A 13,537-nucleotide genomic window follows, 5' to 3' on the forward strand; every position below is an offset into this window, starting at 1 on the left:
CCTGGACATCGGCCCCCCTTTTCCTCCAGCCGCCGAACGATGGGCCTTGGAGGTGGTGCTGTCGATCATGTGGATATCCCGGTCGGTCGCTTGCACCAGAGCGTCAAACAATCGCCGCCAGATTCCGCGCGCCGACCAGCGATGGAAGCGATTGTATATCGTCGTTGGCGGTCCGTAGCAGGCAGGACAATCCTGCCATCGACACCCCGAGCGCAGCACATGGATAATCCCACTGATGACCCTGCGGTCATCGGTGCGATGAGCGCCGGGCTGGTTGGTTGGAAGCAAAGGCGAAATGCTTGCCCACTGCTGATCATCAAGCCAAAATTCACTTGCCATGTTCAAATCTCCCGTTGTACGGGCATGGAATCACAGCAGAGCAATATAATCAATCGCCTGATTGGGTTTGGAGCCTAGACCTGTCAGGATTTATGCGACTGCATCGAGAAGTTCTAAGGTCTGAAACGAAAACACAACAGAAGCTGGACGCTGTCACCTGTTGAATGAGCTCCCCCAGAGATCGGACACTGGCCTGTTCCCGGCCCGTTAAAAACGCTGCTGGTTGCTGCGCAGGGCGTCCGTGGTAGCACGCATGGGAAATATACTTGTCTTTTCGCCGGTAAGCATATCTCCAATGGCAGCACCAAGGAAGTCAGGTCCTTCGTTAAGCATTAAAATCCAGCATTTTGAACACTGTCTCGATGGTGTTTAAAAACACGCGTTTGACCGGGTCGATACCGTGAGAGGCTGAAATCATCACGCCAACCCTGTATTCACGCAGCGATTTCATTGCGAGTGGGACAAAAATCAATTCCCGCGCTTCGACTTCCTCGAGAAAACCAATCTTGGTATAGATACCAACGCCGCGATTGGCGCGGATCGCCTGCTTCGAAATCATCAGCGCATTGCTAAAAATATGCGTCGTCAGTGCACCGGCTGCAGTGTCCATTTGCTGGTCCAGAATAGAGTTTCGCCCGCGCGCATCGATCGTGCGGACCAGTGGATATCCGCGCAGGTCCTCAATCTCGATCGACGTTTTCTCGGCCAGCGGGTGATCGGGCCGCATAACAGCCCCGAAAGGGGTGGCTTTTTCCAGGACAATCCGAACATTGGAATGGGTCATGTTTGAAAAACTGAACCCGATATCAGCTTCACCCGTTCCAACCGCCGCCGCCACTTCCTCTGGAAAAGCAGTGGTCACCGAAAGAGAAATACTCGGATATTCGTCACCGAACCGTCTGAGAATACGGGGTAGAACATGAAACGTGAATGAATCAACACACTGTATGCTCAGATGCCCTGTGCGGAGGTCCCGGATGTCGTCGATAATGGTCTTGACGTTATTGAAATCGTAGATCGTCTTTCTGCAATGTTCCAGGACGATTTTCCCGGAAGGCGTCAATTCCACACCTTCCGGTGAGCGTTCAAACAGCTTCACGCCCAGTTGCTTTTCGACATTGAGAATTTGCCTGGTCACCGATGTTGACGGCACGTTGAGAACGTTGGCCGCCTTCCGAATGGACCCATGCCGTGCGACCTCGTCGATGTACTGGAGTAGTCTTGAATGCATATCGGCCCCATAATTTTGGCGGTGCAATTTCTGCACCACTGTAGGCTAAACTTGATCCTATGCGACACACCCAGATTACGCCTAAAGTCAAAAAAATAAAAAAATGGGTGCAAATCAACCGGAGGAACACAGAATGACCAGCAGCAGAACAATGGACGTCAACCGCCGTGGACTTCTCAAAGGTATGGGCGCCGCGTCCGGCCTGGCGATGTCGGGTTCGCTTTTGAGTTTTAGCAAGGGGATCGCCGCGGAAACCTACGATGTGAACATGCAACTGGGATGGCTTGCATCCAACGGCATCCTGGGTGAAGTGGCAGCCGACAAACTCGGTTACTATTCCGACGCAGGGTTGAGCCTGAACATTGTCCCTGGCGGACCGAACATCGACGGTGTGGCGTCTGTAGCCTCCGGTGCTGCAAATCTTGGATCGATCTCCTCGAGCCCGTCGTTGATGCTGGCGCGGGCCGCAGGTATCCCGATCAAGTGCATTGCCGCCGGATACCAGCAGCACCCGTTCACCTATTTCTCGTTAAAAGGGAACCCGGTTCGTGAGCCAAAGGATCTGATCGGCAAGAAAGTCGCCACACAGGGCACGGCGCGGATTCTTCTGCGCGCGTTGCTGGCCAAGAACGGTATCTCCGAAGACGATGTCGAGGTGTCCGTCATGGGCGGCGACATGGCTGCCTTGATGACCGGCCAGGTCGATGTGGTGACCGGCTGGAATACCAACATCAACGCGCTGTCCGTTCTGGCTGATCAGCGTGTCGACATGACCCTGTGGGATGCGGGCATTCAGCTTTACGCCAACCCGTACTACGTGACCGACGCAACGTTGGCCGAAAATCGCGACAAGGTCGAAGACATGATCCGCGTATCAGCCAAAGGTTGGGGCTGGGTGCATGACAATCCGCAGCAAGCAGTGGAATTTCTGGTTGAGCGGTACCCGAACATGGATCTGGAAGCCGAGAAAAAGGCCGTCGATCTGATTACCGCGTTTTCCTTCAACGAAAACACGGCCAAGGCTGGCTGGGGGACGATGACAGCTGAAAACTGGCAGGCACAGATCGACATTTATGACCAGCTTGGCCAGTTCGAAGGCGAAGCGCCTAAAATAGCTGATCTGGTCGATTTCTCTGTGCTTGAAGCGACCGCTTCCGACCGTCCGACCTACGGATAATCCGATGCACACAGTCAGCCACATTGACCAGAGCGCAACACGCCCCACGCCTGTTGCCGCTTCGCTGAAGGACGCATCCGTCAAATTTGGAACGTTCACGGCAATCGAATATCTGACTCTCGATATCGAGCGGGGGTCGTTTTACACCATTCTCGGCCCGTCGGGCTGCGGAAAATCGACCCTTCTGCGCCTGATCTCCGATCTGATCCCTTGCGCTTCGGGAGATCTGACAGTGCTTGGCAAGACCACCGAAGAAGCCCGTCTGGCGCGCGAATTCGCGTTCGTTTTTCAGGATGCGGCTTTGTTGCCATGGCGCACTGCATTGCAAAACGTCGAGCTTCCCCTGGAAATGGGCCGCAAACGGGGCGTGAATATTCCTGTCAGCGACAAGACTCCGACAGAGCTCTTGGACCTGGTGGGTCTGAAAGGCCGTGAAAACGCGCTGCCACATGAATTGTCGGGCGGTATGCGCCAGCGGGTCGCCATCGCGCGCGCACTGGTTTGCAAGCCCAAGCTGCTTTTGATGGACGAGCCGTTTGGGGCGCTGGACGAAATCACACGTGACCATCTCAACCTGCAATTGCTGCGGATTTGGGAAGAAACCGGCGTCACCATTTTGTTCGTCACGCACTCCATCCCCGAAGCGGTATTCCTGGGTCAGAAAGTTCTGATGCTGCAGGCTCATCCGGGACGGTTGCGCGAAGTGGTGGACATCGACCTGCCCTACCCGCGCGAGATCAAAATTCGCGACACGCAAGAGTTCACCAAATACACGGCTCGTCTGCGCGAACTCCTGGAGACCTGCTGATGTCTGTTATCCGCGCTGAAATAGATAGGCAAGTTTTTCAGGAAGAGCGTCTCGCCGATCGCCGGCGCAAGTTTCAATCGGCGGCGATCCCGTTGGCCACAGTAGTGCTGTTGCTGCTGATCTGGGAGTTTGGCGTACGGCTTTTCGGTGTGCCGACCTATATTGCGCCGGCACCCAGCGAGGTTGCCACCACATTTGTCGACAAATTCCCCATCCTGATGGAGAATTTTTGGCCCACTTTCTACGAAAGTGTTCTCGGCTTTTTTGCAGGCAATCTGGCCGCAATCCTGATCGCTGTGGCATTCGTGCACAACCGCACGATCGAGCGGGCAATCTTCCCGATTGCGGTGTTCGTCAACACGATCCCGATTCTGGCAATTGCCCCCATCCTAGTTTTGATTTTTGGAGCCGGATTGACCGCAAAAGTGGTGATTGCCGCACTGATCTGTTTCTTTCCGACACTCGTCAATATGGTGCGCGGCCTGCAGTCCGTCAGTGATCAGTCACTGGAATTGGCGAGAATTTTGTCGGCGTCGAAAGCCGAGGTGTTTTGGAAAATTCGGCTGCCATCCTCTCTGCCGTTCCTCTTCTCTGCCCTGAAGATTGCCGCAACAACCTGTGTCATCGGAGCCATTGTCGGAGAATGGGTCGGCGCCGATGTCGGTCTGGGCGCGCTGATCATCGACTCGACATTCAATTTCCGTGCCCCGTTGCTTTACGCGACCGTGTTTATGTCCTCGGGATTGTCGGTTCTCCTGTTTGTTGCAGTGTCGATCACCGAACGCCTGGTGGTTCGCTGGTAGCGCCGACGGACCCGAAATTTCTCAAACTAACGGTGACTTGGGCTCGCTGGGTCCAAATCCACAGGAGTTTACTATGTCCAAACAATCAAACGATAATGTCACACTGAAAGCCCAACAGGTTCCCGTTGTTTCCAAAACTGACGTGGTTGTCGTTGGCGCAGGCCCGGCCGGAGTGTCGGCTGCCGTATCGGCAGCCCGTAACGGCTGTTCCGTCACATTGATCGAGCGCTACCACCATCTCGGAGGTATGGCCTCTGGCGGTATGGTTTTGGTGCTGGATGACATGGTCAATCCGGGCAAAGACAATCGCCCTGATGAAATCGTCACGACAGGCATCGTTTCCGAATTCGTTGATCGTTTGCAATCCCAGAACGCCGCAGTTTACCCGCCGAGCGAAGACTGCGTGAAAAACTGGGAGATGTGGAAAAAATGGTCGCGATGGGGATGCATCAATTTTCACGAAACCGGAATGCCGCAACCAATCATCCACGCGGTCGCCTTCGATCCGGATGCCTGGAAACGTGTCAGCCTTGACCTGGTGAAGGAATGCGGCATCAATTTGCGTTTGCACAGCTGGTTTTCCGAAGCGATTGTAGAAGATGGCAAGGTCAAGGGTGTCGTCTGCCAGACCAAGCTTGGACGCCAGGCATTAATGGCCGATATGGTCATTGATGCCACCGGCGATCTTGATCTTGCCGCCTCGGCCGGGGCTGATTTCGTGCAGGGCGAATATATCGTCACCACTGTTTTCCGGCTCTGCGATGTCGATACCGACAAAGCGGAAGCCTTTGAATACGCCAACCCGGAAGAATACAAGAAGCTCGACCGGCAGGCGCGACGGGCTATCGGCGGCGCCTGGGGCATGTGGTGGTTGAAAACCCCGCTTCCCGGCATCGTCTGGTGCAATTGCCCGCACATGACCGGATATGACGGAATGTCGCCGGAAGACATGGTTGGGGCTGAATATGAGGGACGCGAGCGGATGATGAACCTGCTGGCATTTGCCCGGGCCAACATACCCGGCTTTGAGAACGCCAAGATGCTGGGAGCCGCCGAACAAATGGGTATCCGCCAGACCCGGCTTCTGCGCGGCGAATACGTGGTGACAAAGGATGACGTGCAAAATCGACGCCACTTTGCCGACAGCGTGTGCCGGGGCCGCGATTACTACACTCCCTACCGCGCCTTGTTGCCGAAGGGGTTGGACAACCTTATCGTTGCCGGCCGCCACTATTCAGTCGACAGCGATGCTCAGAAAAGCTCACGCGAAATTCCGCCTTGCATGGTGCAGGGCGAGGCTGCTGGCATTGCCGTATCCCTGGCCTTGAACGGCAATTCCGCGCTCCGCGCCGTCGATGCCAAGCTGATCCAAGCCCAGATGCGGGCGCAAGGAGCTGATCCGGGGGATGTTCCTTCAGCCAACGCCTTGCTCGACAACCAACCAATTTCTGTATGAGGACGTATCAATGACCGATGGTTCAAACCTGCCTTTAGCTGGCGTTCGCGTGCTCGACTTCACCCAGGTCATGATGGGTCCCTGCGCCACCCAGATGCTGGGGGATTTCGGCGCCGATGTGATCAAGGTCGAACGGCCTAATGAGGGCGATCTATCCCGCGATTTCTTCGGCGAGCGATCAGAGCTGGCGATGAACAATGCAGTGTTTTCCTCCTTGAACCGCAACAAGCGATCAATCGAGATTGACACCAAATCAGCCGTCGGGAAGCAGATGGTTTATGATCTGGTCCGCGTTTCTGACGTCGTCATGAACAACTTCCGCGCCGGCGTCATGGACCGCCTCGGTTTCGGCTACGAAACGCTCAAGGAGATCAACCCCCGAATTATATTTGCCTCGGGAACAGGCTATGGCGAAACCGGCCCCTACGCCTTCAAGGGCGGACAGGATGTCTTGGCCCAGGCTATGAGCGGCGTCATGGAAAAGACCGCCGACCCATCGATCCCGCACTCGATATATCCAACAACACTGTGTGATTATTCGGCCGGGATGCATCTCGTTCAGGGTGTCCTCGCGGCTCTGCTGGCCCGAGAGAAATCCGGCGTTGGGCAAAAAGTGAATGTGTCCCTTTACGACTCGATGATCGCCATGCAGATGCAGGAGGCTGCGCAGTGGAGCAAACACAGGGAAGTGCTGAACTGGGCGGCAATGCCTTTAACCGGTGCGTTTGAAACGACCGACGGCGCTGTGGTTGTGGTTGGCGCCTTCAAGGCCAATCCGCTTCGGGACATATGCAACGCTCTGGAAATCGAGGATATTTCATCCCAGTATCCTGACCTTGCAGCCCAACGCAAACACAAGCCTTTCTTGCAGGATCTATTCCGTAAATCCTTTGCGACGAACACCACTGCCCATTGGCTGGCCCGGCTGGAAGAACAGGATTTGCTCTGTGCTCCTGTCCGCTCGCTCGGCGAGGCCTTGGATGATCCGCAGACCGCGATCAATGACATGCTGCTGGAAATGGATCACCCGTTGTTAGGCGCCTTTACCGTTGTCGGATCCCCCGTGCATCTCAGTGACGCGCCTGTCCACATCCGCCGCACCCCTCCGCGATTGGGAGAACACACCGACGAAATTATCCGCGAATTCAATCTGACCGTCGAAAGCGGCAAGGTCGCGGTATGAGCGTCATATTCGAAATTCTGGACGGCGTGGCGCGTGTCACCATTAACCGGCCCGATCGCATGAATGCGATGGATTCCACAACGCAGATCCGGTTGCAAGAAATCTGGGAAGAGATCGAAGCCAACCCGGACGTCCGATGTGTTGTTCTGACCGGATCCGGCGAAAAAGCGTTTTCGGCCGGCGCGGATCTGAAAAGCGACAGCGGAAAAAGCGGGATCGAATACTGGAAAGACTTTAGCAACAGCGGATTTCGCCAGATGGCGATGCGCACGACACTGAAGATTCCGGTCATTGCGCGGATTAATGGTTTGGCACTGGGTGGCGGGCTGGAAATGGCAATGGGCTGCGATATCCTGATTGCTACGGAGACTGCGCGTTTTGGGCTTCCAGAGGCCAAGGTGGGACGGATGCCGCTTGACGGTGGCATGGTGATGCTGCCTCGACTGATCCCTCGCAATATCGCCGTTGGCATGATGATGACCGGTCGGATGATCATGGCGGCAGAGATGATGCGCTACGGCCTTCTAAATGCGGTAGTGCCTGCAGACGAGTTGGACGCCGAAATCGATCGCTGGGTGGCTGATATTCTGGCGGCGGCTCCGCTTAGCCTGAAAGCGATCAAAGCCTCAGTCCGGGAAACCGCCGAAATGTCGATCCAGGATGCCTATAGGCATGAGACGCCCGAACTGATTGCCGCGCTGACGTCCAAGGATGCCGAAGAAGGGGTCACAGCATTCCGGGAAAAGCGCACGCCCGAATGGCGCGGTGTTTAAAGGGAGCCCGACATGACGCTTGTCATCAAGAGCGAATGCATTGATGTAAAGGACGGAGAATGCGCAAAAGTTTGCCCGGTTGACTGCATATACGAAGGCGGCCGGATGTTTTACATCCAACCATTCGAGTGTGTGGAATGCGGGCTGTGCGAGTCTGTCTGTCCGGTGGACGCCATCCGCTATGACGACGAGGTAGAAGAAAAGGACGCCGAGTTTGTCCGGATCAATCGCGAGTATTTCGAGGATTCGGTTACCGGACTGGGGGAAGCCGGCGGATGGTCCAAGGCAACCACAACCGAGATTGACCATCCACTCGTCGCTGCTATGCCGCACAACATAACCGCTCTTGAAACTGACAAATCGAAGGAACCCTGAGATGCATGGTGTAATTGCTGCCGTTCCAACGTCCGTGGATGAGCACGGCGAATTCCTGGCCGACCTGTTCCTGTCCAACTGCCAGTGGTTGCTGGAGAACGGTTGCGATGGTCTAAACATTCTCGGTTCTACTGGCGAGGCAAATTCCTTTGACAGCCCGACGCGCATTAAGATTATGCGCGCGGCGGCACAACATCTGGACCTCTCCCGTCTAATGGTCGGCACAGGAACTCCGTCTCTAGCTGAAACCATCGCGCTGACCAAGGCCGCTGACGAACTGGGTTATCGTGTTGCCCTGGTTCTGCCGCCCTATTACTACAAGCCGCTGTCGGACGATGGCCTGTTCGCCTGGTACGAGCGGCTCCACGTGGCGCTGGGTGACCGCCCGATTGCGATCTATTTTTACAATTTCCCACAGATGACCGGATTGGAGATTCCGATTGCCGTGATCCGGCGTCTTCATGAAGCCTGGCCTGACCGGTTTCGCGGAATCAAGGATTCTTCCGGTCAACTGGCCTATTGCCGTGCCTTGACCAAAGCCATGCCGGATCTGGCGGTTTTTCCGAGCTCGGAAGTATCCTTGGCCGAAGCCCATGCATCTGGTTTTGCCGGCTGCATTTCTGCGACCACCAATCAGACGGGAGCGTTGAGCGCCCTGCTCTGGAGCGCCCGCGCCGATCCCGATGCCGGGTTGGTCGAGCGCATCAAGACGCTGCGTGAGGCAATCGCCGCGCAGTCGCTGATCCCGTCGATCAAATATCTTGTCGCGCAGCGCACCAATCAACCGGACTGGGAGCAACTCCTGCCCCCGTTCACACGCGTATCTGACGAGCGGAAATCGGAGTTGCAAGCCGTGCTCGATCAACTGTCCTGAAACGCAGGCGCAAGCCCAAGAAAAAGTGAAAGCCGATATGAAAAAATATGACAGCCTGGTGGGTGGCGAGTGGGTCTGCCTGGGCGACTACCACGAAAACGTAAACCCTTCGGATGTCTCCGATGTGATCGGACTCTATTCATACGGCGATGCAGCCGGTATCGATACAGCCGTTGCCGCGGCGCGCGCGGCCCAGCCCGGCTGGCGCAACATCACGCCGCAAGCACGCCACGATCTGCTCGACGCCGTCGGAAATACCCTGGCCAAACGCAGCCAGGAGATCGGACGAATGCTGTCGCGCGAGGAAGGCAAGACGCTGGCGGAAGGCATTGGCGAAACCATGCGGGCCTCACAGGTCTTCAAATTCTTCGCAGGAGAATGCCTGCGCCAGGTTGGCGACATCCAACCTTCCGTGCGCCCTGACATCGACATCGAAATCACCCGGGAACCGGTGGGTGTCGTCGGCCTGATCACCCCCTGGAATTTTCCCATCGCAATCCCGGCCTGGAAAATCGCCCCTGCCCTTGCCTATGGCAACACCGTGGTGATGAAACCGGCCGATCTGACGCCCGGCTGCGCGCATGTGATCGCGGAAATCCTGGTTGAATGCGGCTGCCCGGCAGGCGTATTCAACCTGGTGATGGGTAGAGGTTCGACCGTCGGTGAAGCGCTGGTCTCCCACCCCGGCGTTGATGCGATTTCATTTACCGGGTCTGTGACGACCGGGCATCATATCGCCGAAATCTGCGGTCGAATGCTGAAGAAGGTTCAGCTGGAAATGGGCGGCAAAAACCCGATGGTGGTCATGAACGACGCCGATCTGTCGATCGCTGTGCCAGCCTGTATCAATGGCACGTTCTTCTCGACCGGCCAACGCTGCACCGCCTCGTCCCGGCTGATTGTCGAGGCTGGCATCCATGACGAGTTCGCCGCGGCGATGACCAAGGCGATGGGCCAGTTGAAAATTGGCGACGCACTGGATGCTTCCACGCAGATCGGACCTGTCGTCGATGCAAAGCAGCTCAATTCGAACCTCGAATATGTCGAACTGGCGCGCAGCGAAGCGGCTCAGGTCATTGGCGGCGAGCGGCTGGAATTGACCAAGAAGGGATTCTATCAGGCGCCGGCTCTGTTTCTTGGAACCGACAATTCCATGCGGATCAATCGCGAGGAAATCTTCGGACCATGCGGATCGATCATCAAGGCGGAGAATTTCGATCATGCGCTGGCCATGGCCAACGACACTGATTTTGGCCTGACCGCGGGAATCTGCACGCAAAATCTGAAAATGGCGCGCGAATTCAAGCGTTCCGCTGAAGTTGGCATGGTGATGGTCAACCTGCCAACGGCGGGCGTCGATTACCACGTTGCTTTCGGGGGGCGCAAAGGCTCGTCCTACGGCCCACGTGAGCAGGGCCGCTATGCGGCTGAATTCTACAGCACCGTCAAAACCAGCTATCAATTTGCAGGTTGAACCATGACCGGCGCAAGCAAGCAGAAAAAATGGGATCGCCGGTTTATGGAACTTTGCGGGCATATTTCGCAATGGACTGAAGACCGTGATTTCAAGGTCGGGGCCGTGATCGTCGGACCCGACCTCGAGATCAGGTCCACAGGTTTCAACGGTTTTCCAAGGGGCGTCCGCGACGATATCGAAGACCGCTACGATCGGGCAAGCGGCGAAAAATTCTTCTGGTTCGAACACGGCGAACGAAACGCGATCTACAACGCGGCACGCATTGGCGTGCCCATCAATGGTTGCACGTTGTATGTCAACCGGTTTCCGTGTTCGGACTGCGCCCGCGCGATCATCCAGTCCGGTATAAAGCGCGTGGTTTGCCCTGCAAAACCATCTCATGACGGGGCACTGGATCACAGCTTTGATGTTTCAGAGACACTCCTGAGCGAAGCTGGCGTTGAGTTAGAGATATTCAGGTAATTTGACAAGAGTTTGCCCTTCTGATCGGGTTCTGACCGCCAAAAGCGAACGGCTTGTCAGAACTTGGCTCAATGCTCGAAGGCATGAACTGCAATGGATTCACAAAAAAGTATGATACCATTCGCAAGGTATTGGGCAGGGAAATATTGCGCCGATCGGTAGCGAATTTTAAACCTCCGGGGCGATCCGCAAACTAAAACATGCCGCTCCAAAGAGCGCCCCGTCCTTACGAGGTTAGGTTGGTTGCGCGGGAGCAGGGTTTGAACCTGCGACTTTCAGGTTATGAGCGTGAGAGCGGCAACCTTGAGCTTCATTCCCTCAAGCGAAGCATCCGATTTCTTCGCCCTGCTATCCGGCCATACGCCAGATGTACTGTCTGTCTTCTCTCGCGCACAAAAGCCTGCTTCTCTACGAAGTCATGGACACGACATTCCTACTGATAGCGATGTATTCCGGCCGGCCAATTATCCCAGCTGAGGATGTAGCAAAGGACTTCTTCGGTCTGACGACCGGGAAGTTTGTCCGCAAGGTCTCGGCCGGTGACATCGCCCTCCCCCTTGTTCGTATGGAGGCGTCGCAGAAATGCGCGAAGGGAGTCCACATCAACGATCTCGCCGAATATCTGGACAAACGTAGAGCTGCAGCGGTGAAGGAGTGTCAGCAACTCCAGGGTGTGAGTCGATCCTAGATGCCCGACGCCAATTGGCAGGATTCGTGCCGTGAGCCCGCAAGCAACGGTAAAACGGCGAGATGGAGGTCGCCGCAAAGCTTTTGGCACTTGGTACAAGGAGAATGCCAATATCCGATTGTTTTATCTTACGAATTTAGCCCCTGTCCGTCCAGTCGATCATCGGAGCGACGGCGAATATGTTCTCTTTATTTCTCAATGTTTTGAGTTTTCTTTCAGATAGACCATATCAAGATCGGCGTGCACATAGGGACCAAATCGCACGGTTCTGTACCGTGTTTGATCCCTATGTGCACGGAATTTGCACGGATTGAAAGGACTGCACGGATGGCAACCATTGTTCGGACCAAACAGGGAACTTGGCGAGCACAGGTTCGGCGCAAAGGAAAATATCCATCACGAACATTCCGTCTCAAGACGCTTGCCAGCGAGTGGGCATCCGAAACTGAGCGTCTTATCGACATAGGTTGCGAACTGAGATCCAGAAAAGTTGGCACAGCAAGAACCATTGCTGACCTGATCGACCTGCATATTGAAGACCTCTTGGATGTTGGTGAAGTGCTCCCCGATCTTGGACCACCCGGCTGGAAATTTCCCTAGGTTATTGCTCAGGGTGCCAAGGCACCTCCGGAGCAGTTTAGCAGTGAAATCGGAGCGTTGTTTTCGATGGCACTGGGGGGCGAACGGTGTTGTAGTCTCTACGCCAAGCTTCCAGTTTTTCGCGCGCATCGTCAAGGCTCATGAACCAGTGCGCGTTCAGGCTTTCGCTGCGGAAGCTGCCATTGAAGGACTCGATATGTGCATTGTCAGTGGGCTTTCCCGGGCGCGAGAAGTCGAGGACTACGTCATTGGCGTAGGCCCACAAATCCCTGTCCCGACTGACGAACTCGCTGCCGTTATCGACCCTGATCGTCTTCGGATAACCGACTTGCCGACATACCCGTTCGAGTGTCTGCACCACGTCTTCTCCCTTGTAGCTGAAGCGCGGATCAGTCGCCGGTGAAAAGCGCGAGAACGTGTCGACTATGGTCAGAATACGAAGCTTGCGGCCTGTTGCGAGTTGGTCGTGGACAAATTCCATTGCCCAGACCTGGTTTGTGTGGGTTGCCTCAGCCCGGTCATCACGCAGTTTGGCTTTGACACGCCTCTTGGTCGTCTTGTTGCGCAGCTGAAACCCCAACTCGTTGTAAAGCCGCCGTATTCGCTTCTGGTTCACTTCCCAGCCCTCTCGTTGTAACAGCATGTGCACGCGGCGGTATCCAAACCGCACACGTGTCTCGCAGATCTCCTTGATCCGGTGTTTGAGCGCTGCCTGATCACCACGCTTTGCCTTGTAGGTGTAGAGCGAACGGTCAATCCGCAGAGCCTCACAAGCCTTCCGGGTTGTAACCTTCCAGATCTCACGAACCTCATCGACCAGCTTGCGACGGCGATCAGGCTTCAGAGTTTTTTTGACAAGACATCCCGCAGCATGGCTTTATCCAACGAAAGATCGGCGACTGTCTTCTTCAGATTGTTCTCATCTTCAAGCTGACGCAGGCGCTACATCTCTGACGGCATCAGCCCTGCGTATTTCCTGCGCCAGTTGTAAAACGTCGCCTGACCAATACCCGCCTTACGGCAGACGTCAGCAACAGAAACATCACCTTGGGCCTGCTTCAAGACAAACGCGATCTGCGCTTCGGAAAACCTCGATGCCTTCATGGAATTTTCGTTCCGTCCCCGCAGGGATCAAAAATGGAAAATTCCAGCTTCAAATGGTTCAATTTGTTGGGAGCACCTCACGAGCGCCAACGCTGCTGACGTATAGAACATTTTCTTCCCGGCGATTGCAGACGATGTTGGTTGAATGCAATATGCGGGAAGTCCGCTAATTCGCGCGGCACGTGAC

Annotated in this window: 14 protein-coding genes and 1 pseudogene; 12 read left to right on the top strand and 3 right to left on the bottom strand. The window is 55.6% G+C overall.

What is annotated here, in order from left to right; all coding sequences use genetic code 11:
- Both ABJN75_RS22130 and ABJN75_RS22135 read right to left on the bottom strand, forming a co-directional pair.
- Nucleotides 1–339, bottom strand: a 339-nt coding sequence (locus tag ABJN75_RS22130; RefSeq protein WP_348441790.1) for an IS5 family transposase, incomplete at its 3' end; no start/stop codon positions are given.
- 325 nt (nt 340–664) lie between these two features.
- Nucleotides 665–1,609, bottom strand: coding sequence for a LysR family transcriptional regulator (locus tag ABJN75_RS22135; RefSeq protein WP_348441791.1), 945 nt, complete (start codon nt 1,607–1,609; stop codon nt 665–667).
- Nucleotides 1,610–1,703: 94 nt separating this feature from the next.
- Here ABJN75_RS22135 and ABJN75_RS22140 point away from each other — a divergent pair, with 94 nt between their 5' ends.
- The 12 genes from ABJN75_RS22140 to ABJN75_RS22195 all read left to right on the top strand — a co-directional run bounded on the left by ABJN75_RS22140 (nt 1,704) and on the right by ABJN75_RS22195 (nt 12,246).
- Entirely contained in the window at nt 1,704–2,747 is a 1,044-nt protein-coding gene (locus ABJN75_RS22140) for an ABC transporter substrate-binding protein (protein ID WP_348441792.1), read from the top strand.
- Nucleotides 2,748–2,751: 4 nt separating this feature from the next.
- Nucleotides 2,752–3,555 (top strand): ABC transporter ATP-binding protein, encoded by an 804-nt coding sequence (locus ABJN75_RS22145; RefSeq protein WP_348441793.1) that lies wholly within the window; start codon nt 2,752–2,754, stop codon nt 3,553–3,555.
- Nucleotides 3,555–4,358, top strand: coding sequence for an ABC transporter permease (locus ABJN75_RS22150; RefSeq protein WP_348441794.1), 804 nt, complete (start codon nt 3,555–3,557; stop codon nt 4,356–4,358). Before ABJN75_RS22145 ends, ABJN75_RS22150 begins: the two co-directional genes overlap by 1 nt.
- Nucleotides 4,359–4,431: 73 nt before the next feature.
- Nucleotides 4,432–5,814, top strand: coding sequence for an FAD-dependent oxidoreductase (locus ABJN75_RS22155; RefSeq protein ID WP_348441795.1), 1,383 nt, complete (start codon nt 4,432–4,434; stop codon nt 5,812–5,814).
- A 10-nt stretch (nt 5,815–5,824) separates the two neighbouring features.
- Complete coding sequence (locus ABJN75_RS22160) at nt 5,825–6,997, top strand: CoA transferase (RefSeq protein WP_348441796.1); 1,173 nt, start codon at nt 5,825–5,827, stop codon at nt 6,995–6,997.
- A complete protein-coding gene (locus ABJN75_RS22165) occupies nt 6,994–7,770 on the top strand; it encodes an enoyl-CoA hydratase-related protein (protein ID WP_348441797.1) in 777 nt (258 codons plus the stop codon). The genes ABJN75_RS22160 and ABJN75_RS22165 overlap by 4 nt, the downstream gene beginning before the upstream one ends.
- 12 nt (nt 7,771–7,782) lie before the next feature.
- Nucleotides 7,783–8,145, top strand: coding sequence for a ferredoxin family protein (locus ABJN75_RS22170; RefSeq protein WP_348441798.1), 363 nt, complete (start codon nt 7,783–7,785; stop codon nt 8,143–8,145).
- 1 nt (nt 8,146) lies between these two features.
- A complete protein-coding gene (locus tag ABJN75_RS22175; RefSeq protein WP_348441799.1) occupies nt 8,147–9,019 on the top strand; it encodes a dihydrodipicolinate synthase family protein in 873 nt (290 codons plus the stop codon).
- A gap of 37 nt (nt 9,020–9,056) precedes the next feature.
- Nucleotides 9,057–10,493, top strand: coding sequence for an aldehyde dehydrogenase family protein (locus ABJN75_RS22180; RefSeq protein ID WP_348441800.1), 1,437 nt, complete (start codon nt 9,057–9,059; stop codon nt 10,491–10,493).
- Between the two features lie 3 nt (nt 10,494–10,496).
- The gene (locus ABJN75_RS22185) at nt 10,497–10,958 is read left to right on the top strand and encodes a dCMP deaminase family protein (protein ID WP_348441801.1); all 462 of its coding nucleotides are present in this window, start codon (nt 10,497–10,499) and stop codon (nt 10,956–10,958) included.
- 418 nt (nt 10,959–11,376) lie between these two features.
- On the top strand, nt 11,377–11,646 hold the full coding sequence (locus ABJN75_RS22190) for a pyocin activator PrtN family protein (RefSeq protein ID WP_348441802.1): 270 nt from the start codon (nt 11,377–11,379) through the stop codon (nt 11,644–11,646).
- Between the two features lie 327 nt (nt 11,647–11,973).
- The gene (locus tag ABJN75_RS22195) at nt 11,974–12,246 is read left to right on the top strand and encodes a hypothetical protein (RefSeq protein WP_348441803.1); all 273 of its coding nucleotides are present in this window, start codon (nt 11,974–11,976) and stop codon (nt 12,244–12,246) included.
- Between the two features lie 8 nt (nt 12,247–12,254).
- Here the strand turns inward: ABJN75_RS22195 and ABJN75_RS22200 are convergent.
- Nucleotides 12,255–13,350 (bottom strand): annotated as a pseudogene (locus tag ABJN75_RS22200) (IS3 family transposase).
- Nucleotides 13,351–13,537: the final 187 nt, after the last annotated feature.

Source organism: Hoeflea sp. (assembly GCF_039975035.1).
GTDB lineage: Bacteria > Pseudomonadota > Alphaproteobacteria > Rhizobiales > Rhizobiaceae > Hoeflea.

Excerpts from the sequence above, each read along its gene's own strand:
- ABJN75_RS22195 (WP_348441803.1), top strand. The coding sequence starts at position 11,974 with ATGGCAACCATTGTTCGGACCAAACAGGGAACTTGGCGAGCACAGGTT.
- ABJN75_RS22175 (WP_348441799.1), top strand. The coding sequence starts at position 8,147 with ATGCATGGTGTAATTGCTGCCGTTCCAACGTCCGTGGATGAGCACGGC.
- ABJN75_RS22190 (WP_348441802.1), top strand. The coding sequence starts at position 11,377 with ATGGACACGACATTCCTACTGATAGCGATGTATTCCGGCCGGCCAATT.
- ABJN75_RS22180 (WP_348441800.1), top strand. The coding sequence starts at position 9,057 with ATGAAAAAATATGACAGCCTGGTGGGTGGCGAGTGGGTCTGCCTGGGC.
- ABJN75_RS22165 (WP_348441797.1), top strand. The coding sequence starts at position 6,994 with ATGAGCGTCATATTCGAAATTCTGGACGGCGTGGCGCGTGTCACCATT.
- ABJN75_RS22170 (WP_348441798.1), top strand. The coding sequence starts at position 7,783 with ATGACGCTTGTCATCAAGAGCGAATGCATTGATGTAAAGGACGGAGAA.
- ABJN75_RS22150 (WP_348441794.1), top strand. The coding sequence starts at position 3,555 with ATGTCTGTTATCCGCGCTGAAATAGATAGGCAAGTTTTTCAGGAAGAG.
- ABJN75_RS22160 (WP_348441796.1), top strand. The coding sequence starts at position 5,825 with ATGACCGATGGTTCAAACCTGCCTTTAGCTGGCGTTCGCGTGCTCGAC.
- ABJN75_RS22140 (WP_348441792.1), top strand. The coding sequence starts at position 1,704 with ATGACCAGCAGCAGAACAATGGACGTCAACCGCCGTGGACTTCTCAAA.
- ABJN75_RS22155 (WP_348441795.1), top strand. The coding sequence starts at position 4,432 with ATGTCCAAACAATCAAACGATAATGTCACACTGAAAGCCCAACAGGTT.
- ABJN75_RS22145 (WP_348441793.1), top strand. The coding sequence starts at position 2,752 with ATGCACACAGTCAGCCACATTGACCAGAGCGCAACACGCCCCACGCCT.
- ABJN75_RS22185 (WP_348441801.1), top strand. The coding sequence starts at position 10,497 with ATGACCGGCGCAAGCAAGCAGAAAAAATGGGATCGCCGGTTTATGGAA.